This is a genomic window from Devosia sp. LjRoot16 (genome assembly GCF_964252795.1).
Taxonomy (GTDB): Bacteria; Pseudomonadota; Alphaproteobacteria; order Rhizobiales; family Devosiaceae; genus Devosia_A.
In genome coordinates this window covers 381,026-397,009 of the sequence record NZ_CAXUPH020000003.1, presented here as the reverse complement: position 1 = coordinate 397,009, position 15,984 = coordinate 381,026, and the positions used below count along the sequence as shown (strand labels likewise).

Genomic DNA, 15,984 nt, shown 5'->3' with positions numbered 1-15,984 from the left:
CGTGGTTGAGCGAGGGGAGGGATTCTATCCCCGGCAGGTCCCCATCGATGCCTACGGCAATGGCGGTTTCCGCTTTGCCGGCCTGTCGCATCGCGGCTCGCTGCTCTGTCTCCCCGGCGGCATGTTCGCCTGGGAGGCGACGCAGCCCAGCGAGGTGACGCTCGATAGCCTTCAGGCCGTGCTGGAGGCCGCCGATCAGCTCGATGTGCTGCTGATCGGGCTCGGCGGCGATATCGCCGGGCTCGACCCCGCGGTGCGCGCCGCGCTGAAGGAGCGCCGGGTGATCGTCGAGGCCATCGCCACCGGCGGGGCAGTGCGCACTTACAACGTGCTGCTGGCCGAGGATCGTGCCGTGGGCGCGGCTCTCCTCGCGGTCGAGAACGCCCGATGAGCGAAGACGCCGGGTACGTCGCGAGCTTCCTCCGCGACGCCGATCGCGATCGCTATTTTGCGACGCTGCTGCTGAAAGAGCCGGAACGCACGGCGATCCAGTCGCTCTACGCCTTCAGCGCCGATGTGGCGTCGATCCGTGACCGGGCGCGCGAGCCGACGGCCGGAGAAATCCGCCTGCAGTGGTGGGCCGACGCGCTGAAGGGGACTGGGCACGGCAATGTGCGCCAGAACCCACTGGCGGCGGCGCTGCTCGATGCGATGTCGCGCTATGGGCTGCCGAGCGGCCCGTTGCTCCGGCTGGTGGCAGCCCGGCGCTTCGACCTCTACCAGGACCCGATGCCTGATGTCCCGAACTTCGAAGGCTATGCCGGCGAGACGGTCTCGGTGCTGTACCAGCTCGCGGCGATGGTGCTGAACGGCGGCACCGAAGTCGAGACTGGCGATGCGGCTGGGCATCTGGGCGTCGCGCATGCGCTGGCCGGGCACCTGCGCGCCTTCGGCTTCAACGCCTCGCAGGGCCGCATCTTCCTGCCGATGAACATCTTTGCGGCCAATGGCGTGACCGATGGCGAGATCCTCGCTGGCGCGGCGAGCGAGGGGCTGTTCGCAGCGCTGGCGCAGGTGAACGACCTGGCGGTCGAGCATCTGGGCAAGGCGCAGCGGGCGATAGCGGTGCTGCCGACGCAGCTGCGGCCGGCCTTCGCGCCGGTGGCGTTGATCGGGCCGGAGCTGCGCCAGGCGGCTCGCCAGCGCACGCCGTTCGCCGCGACCGCTGCGACAGCAGACTGGCGGAAAATCCTCGCCATGTGGTGGTGGTCGGCGCGTCGCGCGTGACGGCGCTGGTGGGCGGCCGGAGAATCGCCATCATGACCCTTCAGGCATAGCCTTGGGGGATGAGGGCGCGATGGGCTTCAGGGCGTGGTTGGAGAAGCAGGCTCCGGATTTCCTGCTGACTTGGCAGCGCTTCTGGTTCGCCATCCTCCTGGCGCTCGCCAACACGCTTGTTGTCATCGGGGCGCTTAACAGTGTCAGCTGGCTGCAGGATGAAGCGTGGATGCGCGCGGCGGCGGGGCTGGCGACCGGTGCAGTACTGGCCGTGGCCGGTGTCTACTTCACCGAAAGTCGTCCGACGGCGCGGATCGCCGGGCTGCTGCTGACCTACGTGCTGCCGCTGTTGGCGATCGGCGCGTTCCAGGTGACGGATACGGCCTGGATCGTGCCGTGGGCGCTGCCGGCGATATCACTGCTCTGGCTGTCGGTGTCGCCATTCACCCGGATCGAGCGCGGGGCGCCGCGGGCCGAGCAGCAGGATCGTTTCTGGTGGACCAACCAGCAGGCCGTCGCCACGGCGGTGATCGCGGCTGCCGCGGCACTTATCATCGGGCTTGGCACCGCGGCGATCGAGCGCTCGCTGTCGATCCTGTTCGGCCTCGAGACCGGGCAGATCTTCTACAACACGGTGCTGCCGTTCGTCGGGCTGTTCCTCGCACCGGTCTACTGGCTGGCGACGCTGCCCAGACTGTCGGCCTATCGGGCTGGTGAGCTCGACCGGGTCGACTTCCTGCCGCTGTCGATCGGCTTCATCGGCCAGTTCATCCTGGTGCCGCTGCTGGTGATCTATGCGCTGATCCTGCTCGCCTACGCGGCACAGATCGCCATCACGCAGAAGCTGCCGCAGGGGATGATCGGCTGGATGGTGCTCGGGTTAGTGGTTACCGGGGCGGCGACCTGGCTGATCGTCCATCCGGCCTTCATGCGATCGCGACCGCTGGTTCGATTGTTCCGTGCCTGGTGGTTCTGGCTGACGCTGGCGCCGCTGGTACTGTTCTTCATCGCGGTGTGGGTGCGGGTGGATGCCTATGGCCTCACTGCGGAACGCATCCTGCTGCTGGCGGGCGGCGCCTGGGCCGCATTGCTGGCGTTGGTGTTCATCGTCGGGCGGGGCGACATCCGGCTGATCCCGGCGCTGGCCGGCCTCATCCTCATGGTGCTGTCGGTGGGGCCGTGGAATTACAGCTATCTGGCGCAAAGTACCCAGGCGATGCGGCTTGACGCACTGGTGATGAATGCCGGCGCCGACAAATCCGCCAGTCCGCCGCGCGGCGACTGGAGCGCCGAGGAGATCGCCGAGGCGCGAGGCATCATCGACTACCTCACCGGCTCGCGTGAAGGGCAGCGCGCGGTGCGCGAGGTGATGGGCAGGTATGGCGTGACCTGGGATCCGCTGCAGGATGGATCCTACGTGGTGCTGGAGGCGCTGGGGATCAGTCAGCCGACCACCGATGGCGAACAGCGCTTTGCGACGCTGTTCCGCGATTTCGATGGCGCGCCGATTGACGTGACGGCGACACCTTACCTGGTCCGCCCGGTCGGGCTCTACGGCGACACCGCGGTTGCTTTGCCGCCGCTGCGCTTCGTCATGTCGGGCGGCGCAGTTCGGGTCGGCCCGGCAGGCAGTACCGACGAGAATCTGCAACCGCTCGACCTCACCGCCTGGCTGGCCCAGCAGAGCGGTGGCTTCCTCGTCGCGCCGTGGATCGACTTCACGGTGGCGGGCACGAGCTACCGGTTGGTGCTGCAGTCGGCAAGCTTTGATCGCGGCGAGAACAATGACGGCCCCAATGTGCTGAGCAGTCTCGATGGTCAGCTATTCTCGGCCGTGGCCCAATAGCCTGCCAACTGCGCCGGAGCCCATACTGGATGCTGCCGCCTTCGGGCTAGGTTGGAGAGGCCTCAGGATGGGCCCCGGCCTGCGCCCATACGCGCCAAGTTACGATCGTGCCCACCCACCGGCTGTCATCCCTGCGAAAGCAGTGACCCATCTATCCACGTGCGCGGGCTGTGAGTTGGGTCCCTGCTTTCGCAGGGATGACACCGAGTATGGGGCGCTGCCGGGTGGCAAGTTCGCCGATGGGCGCGGCATAAGGGCAGCAGGTATCCCTCTAACTTAGCGATATAGGCCTACGCCGGGGTGACCCGGTGGTTGGGGACGAATCCCGTCAGGCCCACGCCATGATGTCGTCGAGCGCCCGGGAGGTGATCGCTTCTTTCTTGGCGATGGTCTTCTCGGTCGATTTCCAGCGGCCGACATGGCCTTCGGGTTTGGCGATCGATATCGGCGGGAACAGGCCGAAATTGACGTTCATCGGCTGGAAGCTGCGCGCCCCGGAATAGGCCTCGGCCTCGAGATGGCCGCCGGTGATGTGGTTGATCAGAGCGCCCATCGCCGTAGTGGCCGGCGGGATCGCCAGTTGCTCGCCGCGCGCGTCGGCGGCGGCCATGCGGCCGGCCATCAGGCCGACGGCGGCGCTTTCGACATAGCCCTCAACGCCGGTGACCTGGCCGGCAAAGCGCAGCCGCGGCATCGCCTTAAGCCTCAAGTTTGCATCCAGCACCTTGGGGGAGTTGAGGAAGGTGTTGCGATGCAGTCCACCGAGCCGGGCGAACTGCGCATTCTCGAGACCGGGGATCATGCGGAAAATCTCGGCCTGGATGCCGTAGCGCATCTTGGTCTGGAAGCCGACCATGTTCCAGAGCGTGCCCAGCGCATTATCCTGACGGAGTTGCACGATGGCGTGCGCCTTTACCGTCGGGTTGCGCGGGTTGGTGAGGCCGACCGGCTTCATCGGGCCCCAGCGCAGCGTGTCGCGGCCGCGCTCGGCCATCACTTCGATGGGCAGGCAGCCATCGAAATACGGCACCTTCTCCCAATCCTTGAACTCATGCAGCGGGGCGCTGACCAGCGCATCGACGAAGGCGTTGTATTGCGCTTCGTCCATCGGGCAGTTGAGGTAATCCTGGCCGTTGCCCATCGGCCCGACCTTGTCGTAGCGCGACTGCGCCCAGACGATGTCGTGGTTGATCGACTCATGGTGGACGATCGGCGCGATGGCGTCGAAGAAAGCGAGCGAGTCCTCGCCGGTCAGCTGCTGGATTGCCTCGGCCAGGGCAGGGGAGGTCAGCGGCCCGGTGGCGACGACGACGTTCTGCCACGCTTCGGGCGGCAGGCCCGCAACTTCACCGCGCTCGATCGTGATGTTCGGGTGGTTGTGGATGGCGGCGGTGACCGCATCGGAGAACGCGTCGCGATCGACCGCCAGCGCGCCACCGGCCGGCAGCTTGTGCGCATCGGCGGCACGCATGATCAGCGAGTTGCAGCGGCGCATCTCTTCATGCAGCAGGCCGACGGCGTTGTGCTGGTGATCGTCGGAGCGGAAGCTGTTGGAGCAGACCAGCTCGGCAAAGCCTTCGGTCTGGTGCGCGTCGGTCTTCTGGGTAGGCCGCATCTCGTGCAGCACCACCTTGGCGCCGGCTTCGGCGGCTTGCCAGGCGGCTTCCGAGCCGGCGAGCCCGCCGCCGATCACATGAATGGGTTCGAGGTGTTTTGACATGGGCGCCAGATAGCAATTGGGGCGCGGCTGCGCAACGTTGGGGGCGGCGCCTTCGCCATCACGCATCGGCGACCGTCGGCGGGACAGAGCGATCCGGACGACACGGGGACGTGTGTTACCCGCCACGGCCCTCGGTGCTAGAACTTGGAGCGGCCGGGTCGCCCCCCTCGGCGACGCGTTTCCCGCTCTGTCACGGTCCGGTCCCGGACAGCGTGCACCAAGCTTAGGGAGGCCCACATGAAGAGATGGTTCGTTGGTTTTGTCGCCCTCGGAGCGCTCGCCCTGGCAGTCTGGCCAGCGCTGGCGGATGACGCCGCAAACGAGGCGCTCGCCCGGCGGTTCTACACCGAATTCAACGCTCGAAACTTCGATGCCTTTCCGGAGTTCATCGCTGCCGACATCGTCGATCACACCGGCGGCCCTGATATGGCTGCGGGTGTCGAGGCGCTGACCAAGGAGCTTCAGGGGTTCGCCACGGCGTTCTCCGACATGAAGATCGAGAACGACATGGTGCTGGTGAGTGGCGACTACGTGACCGTGGTTTCCACCGCCAAGGGCACCAATGACGGGAAGATGATGGAGATGCCCGCCACCAACAAGCCGGTGGACTTCAAAGCGATCGATGTCTGGCTGGTCCGCGACGGCAAGCTCGCCGAAGTCTGGCACGTCGAGCAACTCCTGCAGATGATGACCCAGATGGGCGCCATGAAGCCCCCGGCGGCCAACTGAGACTGCAGAGCAAGGCCACGGGTCCGCGAATGACGGTTTGCGGGCTCGGTCGGCCTGCCCTTGTTTTGCCATTGCGCGCCAGATAGCTAGCGAGTGGGAACCACGCAACTTTCTGGAGACGCCATGACCATCACGCTTTGGGGGCGCTTGAGCTCGGGGAACGTCCAGAAGGTGGTGTGGGCGCTGGAAGAGCTCGAGCTGCCTTGCGAGCATGTGCCGCTGGGCGGCGGTTTCAAGGGCAACGACACGCCCGAGTATCTGGCGATGAACCCCAACGGGCTGGTGCCGACGCTGCGCGACGGCAACCTGACGATCTGGGAGAGTCACGCCATCGTCCGCTATCTGAGCGCCGAGTATGGCAGCGGGCTGCTGTTTCCGATGGAGGCGCGTGACCGGGCGGTGGTGGACCAGTGGACCGACTGGACGGCGACGACATTCCAGCCGGCCTGGATCGGGCTGTTCTGGCTGAAGGTGCGCACGCCGGTGGCGCAACAGGACGCTACGGCGATCGACAAGGCGCTGGCGGCTTCGATCAAGTGCTTCCGCCTCCTGGAAGCGCGGCTGGCCGAAGCGCCGTACCTGGGCGGCAACGAACTCAGCTATGCCGATATCGTCGCTGGTGCGTCGCTGTTCCGCTGGTCGACCATGCCGATCGAGCGGCCATCGCTGCCGCATGTCGAGGCCTGGCATTCGAGGCTCAACGAGCGCGCGGCGTTCCGCAAGGCGATCAACGTGTCATACGAGGAACTGGTGGGGCGGCTGGCGTTTTGACCAGACTGATTCTTGGTCGCGCTGTCGAACCGGAAAAGTCTGCAACTTTTCCTGACAACGCTCCGAGCCCCAGAAAGGCTGAACGCCCGCTTCTATCAGGAAGCGAGCGTTCTAAGATGCCGGCGTCAGGCACGAACCAGAAAGCGAACCGTTAGATGGTGCGCGCATGGTCGCGGGCGATGCGCTGGATGTCCGTGCGAGTGATGCCGAGATCGCTCAGCTGACGGGTGTCGAGAGCATTGAGCTCACGGACGGTCTGCTGGTAGGCGGCCCACTTCTTCAGCGTAGTGCGAATACCCATTTGCAAGTCTCCTTTCGTTTACGAGAACATAGATAGTCTCGTTCGTGGGGGACGAGCAGATGGAGATGTATCAGAACCGTTATGCGTCTGGTGCATGGCATTAACCGCTCACGTTCATTTGCGATTCAGGTTGGCGGCAGGCTCCGGGCAAGAAAATGGCCGCCGGGCACACGGCGGCCATTCTCGAATGGTTAGCGATAGATGAAGGGCTAGCGGTCGAACAGTCCGCGGGTCATCTTCTGGAAGTCGGGTCCCACAATCCCCAGAGCATCGCGGGTTGTGGGGACGTCCAGTTCCCGCAAGGTCTGCCTGATGTCGACCAGTCGCCGATGGCGCCAGACGGCACGAACAAACATGGCGTTCTCCTTTTGCGGATCACCACACCCGGAGCATGAGCCGATTTGCGCCAATGCGCATGCAGTGAGTTATCAGTGCCGACATGCATCAGATGCATGGCAATTTCACGCGACTGTCACAGATTTCCCGCAAAAGCGCCGACCCGCCCGGCCGGCACCACAAAGGGCAGGGATCGGGGCCGAAGAGCTTCATGTGGTCGCGCTTTCGAACCGGAAAAGTCTGCAATCCCCGCCTTCGCGGGGACAGGCTTTTTCTGAGAACGCTCCGGTTCAGCCGATCGTGCGTTCGAGCAACGACAGCCAATTGCTGCTAGCGATACGCTCGAGCAGCGGCCGGTCATAGCCATGGCGCTCCAGCGCCTCGACCAGCACTGGCAGGTCGGCTGCCGAGCCGATAGTCGACGGGATCATGGCGCCGTCGAAATCCGAGCCGATGCCGACATGGGTGTCGCCGGCGATCTCGATCAGGTGGTCGAGGTGGCGGACCATCAGTTCGATATCGGTCTCGGGGTTCATCTGGCCGTCGGGTCTCAAAAAGCCGGTGGCGAAGTTGAGCCCGACCATGCCGTTGCTGTCGCGGATGGCGCGCAACTGGTCGTCGGTGAGGTTGCGCGGCGTCGGGCAGAGGGCGTGGGCGTTGGAGTGGGTGGCGACCAGCGGGGCGCTCGACAGTTCCGCCACATCCCAGAAGCCGCGCTCGTTGAGGTGCGACAGGTCGATCAGCACGCCCAGCCGATTGCAGGCCGCGACCAGGCGCTTGCCGGCCTCGGTGAGGCCCGGGCCGATATCGGGCGAGCCGGGGAAGCGGAACGGCACTCCATAGCCGAAGGCATTGTTGCGGCTCCACACCGGGCCCAGCGAGCGGAGCCCCGCGGCATAGAGCACTTCGAGGAAATCGAGCTCGGGATCGATGCACTCGACGCCCTCGATATGGAGGACAGCCGCCATCGCTCCACGCCCCATGGCGCTGCGGATATCGGCGGCGCTGCGGCATACTGCGAACTGGCCGGCGGAGGCGCGCTCGAGCTGGAACAGCAGCGAGATCATCCGCACGGCGCTCTGGCGGGCCGCGTCCATGGGGAGCGGCGGCGGCATCGGCACCTCGCCACCGGCGGCGCGCAGGGCGCCGAAATCGATCTTCTCAGGCGAAGGGCAGAACACCGCGAACAGGCCACCGGCGAGATGGCCGGCGCGCGCCTTGGGCAGGTCGATATGCCCGTCCTCGCCACCGGCAAGAAAGCCGGCGACCGGGTCCGCAGCAGTCGAATTGAACAGGCGCAGCAGCGCGTCGTTATGGCCGTCGAAGATGGGGAGGGGCGTGGTCAAGGTGAGGTCCATGCGCGAGAGAGTCTGATAGAGAGAAGAGCAGGGGCCGGGGATCGGAACAAGAGCCCGCCGCCCGGTTCCGCGGGCGGTGTCACTTCGCCAAGCGGTTGGCGATAAGCTCGGCCTTCATCCAGTGCGTCTCGTCCTGAACGTGGCCCGCCCGCACATATTTGCCCATGCGGATCGGCATTTCCGCTTCCGGGAACGCAGCCGCGACGCGCACGACGAAGCCTTCCTGCCTCGTCCGATCCCGCGATGCGGCGAGGTTTTCGAACAGGCTTGTCGTGAAGGGCCCGCGATAGAGTGTTGGTACCGGCGTGACGCCGAGCTCTTCGAACCGCGCCAATGTGGCATCCCAGGGCTGGATCTCGTCGTCGATGATCCAACCGAAGCCGAGGAAATAGGACGGCAGGTTGTCATAGCCCACTGAATGTCGGGCGTAGACGTTCTCGCCGACGATGCGTTCGCCATCGGTCAGTTGCGAGCTGATGCCAGCGGCAAAGGCCTTCAGCCAGTCACGGGATGGGTGGTATCGGCTATCGGGGCTGCGGGCGTGCGAACCCCCGTGATGGATGGTGGTGTTCTCGCCGTCCATCTTCTCGGTGACCACCAGATCGTCGGCCATCAGCCCGTCGAGCCCCAGCATGACCTTGTCGTCGCTGGTGACGCCGGGCGAAATCGGCAGGTGGTAGGTCCGTCCGTATTTCTTCATGCTGCGCACCAAGCACGCCGTCGGACTGCAAAGCAATCACGCCTGCCAGGCAAGGACCGCGCCGGCAGGCTGCCTGTCGGGTCGACCGCTTCGCCGATGCCTCGACGCCGGAAGTCATCCCGCAGCCAAGCGGCTTTACTCCGCCGCAGTCCGCTGCGGGCGGCGTTCCATGATTTCCTTGAGGAAGCGGCCGGTGTGCGAGCGCGGGTTGGCCGCGATGTCCTCGGGGGTGCCGATGCCGACCACCTCGCCGCCGCCATCGCCGCCTTCGGGGCCCATGTCGATGACCCAGTCGGCGGTCTTGATGACTTCGAGGTTGTGCTCGATGACCACCACGGTGTTGCCGGTGTCGACCAGCTCGTGCAGCACTTCAAGGAGCTTCGCTATATCGTGGAAATGCAACCCGGTTGTCGGCTCGTCGAGCATGTAGAGCGTGCGCCCGGTGGCGCGGCGGCTGAGTTCCTTCGAAAGCTTGACGCGCTGCGCCTCGCCGCCCGAAAGGGTGGTGGCAGGCTGACCGACCTTGACGTAGCCGAGGCCGACGCGCTGCAGGGTGAGGAATTTCTCGCGGATCGAGGGGACCGCGGCGAAGAACTCAACGGCTTCGTCGATGGTCATGTCGAGCACGTCGGCGATCGACTTGCCCTTGAACTGCACCTCGAGGGTCTCGCGGTTGTAGCGGTGGCCCTTGCACACTTCGCAGGTGACATAGACATCGGGCAGGAAGTGCATCTCGATCTTGATGACGCCGTCACCTTCGCACTTCTCGCAGCGGCCGCCCTTGACGTTGAACGAGAAACGCCCTGGGCCATAGCCGCGCGCCTTGGCTTCCGGCAGGCCGGCGAACCATTCACGCATCGGACCGAAGGCGCCGGTATAGGTGGCGGGGTTCGAGCGCGGCGTGCGGCCGATCGGCGACTGGTCGATGTCGATCACCTTGTCGAGGTGCTCGAGACCGGTGAGGTGGTTATGCGGCGCCGGGTTGACGCGCGCGCCGTTCAGCCGGCGGGCGATCGCCTGATACATGGTGTCGATCATCAGCGTCGACTTGCCGCCGCCGGAGACGCCGGTGATGGCGACGAAGTTGCCCAGGGGTACGTCGACCGAGACGTTCTTCAGATTGTTGCCGGTCGCCCCGTCGATGTGGAGCTTCTTGGTCTTCGACTGCTTCCGCCGTTCCATCGGCATCGGAATGCTCAGCACGCCCGACAGGTACTGGCCGGTGATGCTCTTGGGATTGCTGATCACCTGCTGCGGCGTGCCTTCGGCGACGATGTGGCCGCCATTGACGCCGGCGCCCGGGCCGATGTCGACGACATAGTCGGCGAGCAGGATCGCATCCTCGTCGTGCTCGACGACGATCACCGTGTTGCCGATGTCGCGCAGGCGTTGCAGCGTTTCGAGCAGGCGGGCATTGTCGCGCTGGTGCAGGCCGATCGAGGGCTCGTCGAGCACGTAGAGCACGCCGGTAAGGCCCGAGCCGATCTGGCTGGCAAGCCGGATGCGCTGGCTCTCGCCGCCTGACAGCGAGCCGGAATTGCGGGCCAGCGTCAGATAGTCGAGGCCGACGTCGTTGAGGAAGCCTAGGCGCTCGCGGATCTCCTTGAAGATGCGCTCGCCGATCTTGTTCTGCTGCTCGGTGAGCTTGGCTGGCAGGGTGGTGAACCACTCGGCTGCGGCCTTGATCGACTTCTCGCTGACCTGCGCGATGTGCAGGCCATCGATCTTTACCGCCAGCGCTTCGGGCTTCAGGCGGTAGCCGTTACAGGCGACGCAGGGCGCCTGCGACATGTACTTCTCGATTTCCTCGCGCATGCCGGCGCTCTCGGTCTCCTTGTAGCGCCGCTCGAGGTTGCCGATCACGCCCTCGAAGGGCTTGGTCGACTTGTAGGTACGAAGGCCATCGTCATAGACGAAGTTGATCGGCGTCGAGCCGGTGCCGAAGAGGATCGCGTGCTGCACCTCGAAGGAGAGCTCCTCCCAGGCGGTGCCGGTGGAGGCGCCATAGTGCTTGGCTACCGCCTGCAGGGTCTGCAGGTAGTAGGGCGCGCTGGTCTTCGACCATGGCAGAATAGCCCCGTCGCGCAGCGAAAGGCTGACATCGGGGACGATCAGGTTCGGATCGATCTTCTGCTCGGTGCCGAGGCCATCACAGACCGGGCAGGCGCCGAACGGGTTGTTGAACGAGAACAGCCGCGGCTCGATCTCGGGGATGGTGAAGCCGGAGATCGGATCGGCGAATTTCTCGGAGAAGATCAGCCGCTTGGGCGCGCCGTTCTCATCGAGCTCGTCGGCGAACTCGGCGAAGGCGATGCCATCGGCGAGCTTCAGCGCCGTCTCGAAGCTTTCGGCGAGGCGGGTGGCGATGTCGGGGCCGACGACCAGGCGGTCGACCACCACTTCGACGTCGTGCTTGATCTTCTTGTCGAGGTTAGGCGCGTCTTCGATGTCGTGGAACTCGCCGTCGATCTTGACGCGCTGAAAGCCCTTGCGCATCAGGTCATTGAGTTCGCGCTTGTACTCGCCCTTACGGCCGCGGGCGATCGGCGCCAGCAGATAGAGCCGGGTTTCCGGCGGCTGCGACATGACGATGTCGACCATCTGGCTGACGGTCTGGCTCTGGATGGGGAGGCCGGTGACCGGCGAGTACGGGATGCCGACGCGCGCGAATAAGAGGCGGAGGTAGTCGTAGATCTCGGTGACCGTGCCGACGGTCGAGCGCGGGTTGCGCGAGGTGGTCTTCTGCTCGATCGAGATGGCGGGCGAGAGGCCGTCGATCTGTTCGACATCGGGCTTCTGCATCATCTCGAGGAACTGGCGCGCATAGGCGCTCAGCGATTCCACGTAGCGGCGCTGGCCCTCGGCATAGATGGTGTCGAAGGCGAGCGACGACTTGCCCGAGCCACTCAACCCGGTCATCACGATGAGGCTGTCGCGCGGCAACCTCAGGTCGATGTTCTTGAGGTTGTGTTCCTTGGCGCCCCTGATGACGAGATCGCGGTTCGGGTTAGGTCTGTCGGCCATCAAAGACTTCCACTTGACGAGGGCAAGCGACCATAGTGCCGCTTTGTGCCAAATCGTGTCAGGGTTTCAAAAAAGAGGGGCTAGGCCGCACATCTGGGTATCCGGCGCCCGACTTGCAACTTAACCACGCCGCAACGGTTCCTGTCACCACGGCGGTTCACAGCTCTGCTCAAAACTTCACGTGAACATAAGGGGAACAACCCGAGAGTCGGTCAAGTGCTGTCGTGCGGTGGCACATTGCAGCCCACGCTTGACAAACCGCGGCGCGAGGAGAACATAAGAGGAACGACGACGCGCCGACGAAGCTGTGGGCTAAGGCCCTTTGGCGCGCGCGCCGGGCGGACGATAGCGGTAGGATACGCGCCGGAGTTTCTCCCGGGCGCGTTTCCGGGAAAAGTTGGAAAGGAAAGTGCCATGGCTGGCAGCGTGAACAAGGTCATCCTGGTGGGCAATCTCGGCAATGACCCCGAGGTGCGGAACCTGCCATCGGGTGGCAAGGTGGTGAACCTGAGCGTCGCGACCTCCGAACAGTGGCGCGACAAGAATTCCGGCGAGCGCAAGGAGCGTACCGAGTGGCACCGCGTGGTGATCTTCTCGGAAGGCTTGGTGCGCGTCGCCGAGCAGTATCTGCGCAAGGGGTCCAAGGTCTACATCGAGGGCCAGCTGCAGACCCGCAAGTGGCAGGACCAGTCGGGCCAGGACAAGTACTCGACCGAGGTGGTGCTGCAGGGCTTCAACTCGAACCTGACGATGCTCGATGGCCGCAATGACGGCGAAGGCGCCGGCGCCTCGGGTGGCGGTGGTTTCTCCAGCCCGCGCGAATCCAGTGGCGGCGGCTTCGGCGGCCCGCCGGCCCGCCAGGAGCGACGTCCGAGCTCGGCCCCGGCCTTCGAATCCGGCTCGATGGATGACGACATCCCGTTCTGAGGCGGTTGCCGCATCGGACAACTGGTTGAGACGGGTCGCGCAAGCGGCCCGTTTTCGTTTGAGGTCGTGGGCAGCGCTGCGTTTTACCTTTGGAAGGCACAGTTCGCTCAACCCACTCGATGTCATCCCAGCGAAAGCTGGGACCCAACTCTCCCCTCGGCGCGCGTTGTGCCGGACTAGGGCAGGTGCCTTCGCCGGGGGGCCCAGCTTTCGCTGGGATGACACCCGGTGGGGGAGGCTATGCAGCGGGCATACCGGCGTTTCGTGGCTGGCATCCTGTTGATCCGCGAGGTGCCCTACCTCGGCACGATGCTTCCCCAGGTCACCAGGGTCCTCACCGTGTAGTTCAACCGGCCCGCTACGGCGTGAGGGGCGAGAAGCTCGGTGAGTTCGGCGTCGAACGCGGCGGTGCGGCTGCCGAGCTTCGAATAGGCCCAGGTGTCGCGCGAGTGCTGGCACCTCATAAAATCCTCGAGGCTTTGGCTGACCGGCGCAGTGAAGAACGCGCGGCCCGCCACATCGACGTGGCCGCCAAAGTCACTGGCGATCGCATCACGCCATCGCGGATCGAGCCGGCGGCCGGTGACTTCCATCACCCATTTGCCAAGGAAGCGCTGCCAGTCGGCCTCCCAGGGTGGCTCGAAGGCATCGTCACCGGAGACTGCCGCAAACACGTGGCCGGGCGCCGCGTGCGCCAAGAGCCGCGGGAACAGCCGGTCATGATCCATCCAGTGGATGCTGGCAGCGGCGACCGTGAGGTCGAAGCGCCAACCGTCGAGCGGCGCGTCTTCGGCGAAGCCGCGCACCCAGTGAAGGTTCGGCGCGCGGCCGTCGGGGAGGTTTTGTCCGAGCGCGATCATGTGCTGCGAGGGATCGACGGCAACCACATCGGCGAAGGACCGCGTCAATGGACGGGACACCTTGCCCGGACCGCAGCCGATATCCAGCATCGCGTCGCGCCGAGGGGCTAGTTCGCGCAGCTTTTCGAACACTGCTTCAGGGTAGGGTGGGCGATAGGGATAGAGCTCGACGACCTCGCGGTTCTCAAAGGATGCCCCGGGACGATCGTTCATCAGTTCCCTCCAGCTGCCGGTTGCTTAGCAGAAGGTGGTGCCGGTTTGACGACGATCAACCAACCAGCCGTGGGGTGCGGAGCTTACGGGGGGCGGCGACACTTTGGTTTCGGCCCTGCCCTTTGGCGTCATAGAGGGCGAGGTCGGCGGTGCTGATCAGCCAGGAGCCGTCGTGGACGGCATCCTCGTCGCGCGGATCGATCGAGGCGACGCCGATGCTGACCGTCGCGACGCGCCAGGGCAGGTTCCGGGCGTGCGGAATGGCGAGGGCCTGCACCTGGCGGCAGAGGTCGGTGGCGATGGCGCGGGCGGCGTCGGTGTCGGTATCAGGCAGCAGCAGGACCAGTTCCTCACCGCCATAGCGGGCCGCGAGGTCGGTGGGGCGCCGCGCCGCGATGGCGACGACGGCGGCGATCGACTTGAGGCAGGCGTCGCCGGCGAGATGACCGTGATCGTCATTGAAGCGCTTGAAGCGGTCGGCATCGACCATCAGCAGCGACAGCGGGGTGGAGAGCCGGCGGGCGCGGGCGATCTCGCGGGTCAGGGCGGCATCGAAGGCGCGGCGGTTGGCGATGCCGGTCAGGCCGTCGCGCATGGCCAGGCTCTCGAGCTTCAGCTCGAGGCGCTTGCGTTCGGTAACATCGCGGGTGACGCCGACCACCGACAGCCGGTCGGAACGTTCGGCGGCGATCCGCAGCGAGGTTTCGAGCCAGATCTCACGGCCATCCTTGTGCTGCATGCGGAACGACACCGTCTCCTGCTCGGTGGCGCCCTGGCGCAGTCGTTCGGCTGCTGCCTCGACGGCCGGACGGTCCATCGGGTTCACCACCTCGAAGGCGTTCTTGCCCAGCATTTCCTGAGGCAGGTGGCCGGTCAGGCGCTCGAGGGCAGGGGAGATGTAGGTGCGCGTGCCGTCGCTGTCGAAGCGTTCGACCAGGTCGCTGGCGCTTTCAGCCAATAGCCGGAACTCCGCTTCCTTATGCTCGAGCACCGTTTCGCTGCGTTGCCGGCGGCGGATCTGATCGACCAACCGCAGGCCGAGCAGCGCCGCGGCAAGCGTCAGGCCGAGGGTGATGGCGCCGCGCTGCAGGGCGCCGCGGCCCCAGCTGGCCAGCGCCTCGGCATGTGAGACGGCGACCACCGAGACGATGGGGTAGCGCGCCCCGCGGTCATAGCCTCCGATGCGGCGATGGCCGTCGATGGCGGAATCATAGTGGTAGGCGCCCGAGGCCTGGGCGAGGTCGGGCCGGGCGAACAGCTCGCCCTCGCCGAGGTCTTCGTCCCTGAGGTCGGGATGATAGGGTTTGCGGCTGAGCAGCAGGCCATTGCTGTCGTAAAGGCTGATGGTGCCGAGCCCGCCCACGTCGATGCCGTCATAGACATCGGCGAAATAGCGGGTATCGATCGCCGCGACCACCACGCCGCCGAAGCTGCCATCCGACCGGTCGAAGCGACGACTGACCGTGGTGACCATCGCGTCGTCGCCGGCGGCGCGAATCGGCGCGCCGAAGGACGGGGCGTCGCTCGGCGAGTTCATGTGATCGCGGAAGTAGCTGTAGGCGGCCTGGTTGCCGCCCGGCGGCATGTTCTCGGCGGTAGTGACCATCCAGTTGCCGTCGGCATCGTAGACATAGATGCCGCGCAGCCGCTGAGCGCTCTGCATGGTGCGCAACATGAAGGCTTCGGTCTGCTGTAGCGCCTCGGGTGCGATGCCGGCGGTCTCGATCTGGTAGCTGACGAGGGAGACCGCCTGGTCGGCGATTTCGTAGGTATCCTCGGCGTGCTGGCGCATCGAGCGGGCGAGGTTCTGCGTCTCGAGCTCGGCCTTCTGCACGGCGGCGTCATAGGCCACCCACTCGCGCCAGCCTTCCAGCACGACGATCGCCGCGCAGATGGCGACGACGAACAGCGCCGCGCGCCGCGTCAGCGATTTGGGGGCCGGGCGGGCCATGAGGCAGGGCTTCCGGAACGGATTCTGTCC

Annotated in this window: 14 protein-coding genes; 6 read left to right on the top strand and 8 right to left on the bottom strand. The window is 65.6% G+C overall.

The features are described from left to right. Window position 1: 1 nt before the first annotated feature. The 3 genes from ACSQ23_RS16375 to ACSQ23_RS16365 all read left to right on the top strand — a co-directional run bounded on the left by ACSQ23_RS16375 (window position 2) and on the right by ACSQ23_RS16365 (window position 3,064). Window positions 2–391: an Mth938-like domain-containing protein gene (locus ACSQ23_RS16375; RefSeq protein ID WP_055880002.1), complete on the top strand. Its 390-nt coding sequence runs from the start codon at window positions 2–4 to the stop codon at window positions 389–391. Then, on the top strand, window positions 388–1,227 hold the full coding sequence (locus ACSQ23_RS16370; RefSeq protein ID WP_436091221.1) for a phytoene/squalene synthase family protein: 840 nt from the start codon (window positions 388–390) through the stop codon (window positions 1,225–1,227). Before ACSQ23_RS16375 ends, ACSQ23_RS16370 begins: the two co-directional genes overlap by 4 nt. A gap of 70 nt (window positions 1,228–1,297) precedes the next feature. Beyond that, complete coding sequence (locus tag ACSQ23_RS16365; RefSeq protein ID WP_436091220.1) at window positions 1,298–3,064, top strand: DUF4153 domain-containing protein; 1,767 nt, start codon at window positions 1,298–1,300, stop codon at window positions 3,062–3,064. Between the two features lie 328 nt (window positions 3,065–3,392). On the opposite strand, the gene trmFO is transcribed toward ACSQ23_RS16365, so the two are convergent. After that, complete coding sequence (gene trmFO / locus ACSQ23_RS16360) at window positions 3,393–4,784, bottom strand: methylenetetrahydrofolate--tRNA-(uracil(54)-C(5))-methyltransferase (FADH(2)-oxidizing) TrmFO (protein ID WP_436091219.1); 1,392 nt, start codon at window positions 4,782–4,784, stop codon at window positions 3,393–3,395. 237 nt (window positions 4,785–5,021) lie between these two features. On the opposite strand from trmFO, the gene ACSQ23_RS16355 reads away from it, so the two are divergent. Next, window positions 5,022–5,513, top strand: coding sequence for an ester cyclase (locus ACSQ23_RS16355; RefSeq protein ID WP_436091218.1), 492 nt, complete (start codon window positions 5,022–5,024; stop codon window positions 5,511–5,513). Window positions 5,514–5,636: 123 nt separating this feature from the next. Beyond that, complete coding sequence (locus ACSQ23_RS16350) at window positions 5,637–6,284, top strand: glutathione S-transferase family protein (protein ID WP_436091217.1); 648 nt, start codon at window positions 5,637–5,639, stop codon at window positions 6,282–6,284. A 151-nt stretch (window positions 6,285–6,435) separates the two neighbouring features. Here the strand turns inward: ACSQ23_RS16350 and ACSQ23_RS16345 are convergent, their stop codons facing one another. The 5 genes from ACSQ23_RS16345 to uvrA all read right to left on the bottom strand — a co-directional run bounded on the left by ACSQ23_RS16345 (window position 6,436) and on the right by uvrA (window position 12,003). Continuing rightward, a complete protein-coding gene (locus ACSQ23_RS16345; RefSeq protein ID WP_082434573.1) occupies window positions 6,436–6,585 on the bottom strand; it encodes a DUF1127 domain-containing protein in 150 nt (49 codons plus the stop codon). A gap of 209 nt (window positions 6,586–6,794) precedes the next feature. After that, window positions 6,795–6,941: a hypothetical protein gene (locus ACSQ23_RS16340; protein WP_156384681.1), complete on the bottom strand. Its 147-nt coding sequence runs from the start codon at window positions 6,939–6,941 to the stop codon at window positions 6,795–6,797. A 270-nt stretch (window positions 6,942–7,211) separates the two neighbouring features. After that, the gene (locus ACSQ23_RS16335) at window positions 7,212–8,279 is read right to left on the bottom strand and encodes a dipeptidase (RefSeq protein WP_056000517.1); all 1,068 of its coding nucleotides are present in this window, start codon (window positions 8,277–8,279) and stop codon (window positions 7,212–7,214) included. Between the two features lie 79 nt (window positions 8,280–8,358). Beyond that, window positions 8,359–8,979 carry an RNA ligase family protein gene (locus tag ACSQ23_RS16330; protein ID WP_436091216.1) on the bottom strand — a complete coding sequence of 207 codons (621 nt, stop codon included), beginning with the start codon at window positions 8,977–8,979 and terminating at the stop codon, window positions 8,359–8,361. Window positions 8,980–9,114: 135 nt separating this feature from the next. Then, window positions 9,115–12,003, bottom strand: a complete 2,889-nt coding sequence (gene uvrA / locus ACSQ23_RS16325; RefSeq protein WP_436091215.1) for an excinuclease ABC subunit UvrA — start codon at window positions 12,001–12,003, stop codon at window positions 9,115–9,117. Window positions 12,004–12,417: 414 nt separating this feature from the next. Here uvrA and ssb point away from each other — a divergent pair, with 414 nt between their 5' ends. After that, window positions 12,418–12,930, top strand: a complete 513-nt coding sequence (gene ssb / locus ACSQ23_RS16320) for a single-stranded DNA-binding protein (protein ID WP_055879983.1) — start codon at window positions 12,418–12,420, stop codon at window positions 12,928–12,930. A 296-nt stretch (window positions 12,931–13,226) separates the two neighbouring features. On the opposite strand, the gene ACSQ23_RS16315 is transcribed toward ssb, so the two are convergent. Together ACSQ23_RS16315 and ACSQ23_RS16310 are read right to left on the bottom strand one after the other, a co-directional pair. Beyond that, complete coding sequence (locus ACSQ23_RS16315; protein ID WP_436091214.1) at window positions 13,227–14,003, bottom strand: class I SAM-dependent methyltransferase; 777 nt, start codon at window positions 14,001–14,003, stop codon at window positions 13,227–13,229. 55 nt (window positions 14,004–14,058) lie between these two features. Continuing rightward, window positions 14,059–15,954 (bottom strand): sensor domain-containing diguanylate cyclase, encoded by a 1,896-nt coding sequence (locus ACSQ23_RS16310; protein ID WP_436091213.1) that lies wholly within the window; start codon window positions 15,952–15,954, stop codon window positions 14,059–14,061. Window positions 15,955–15,984 lie beyond the last annotated feature (30 nt).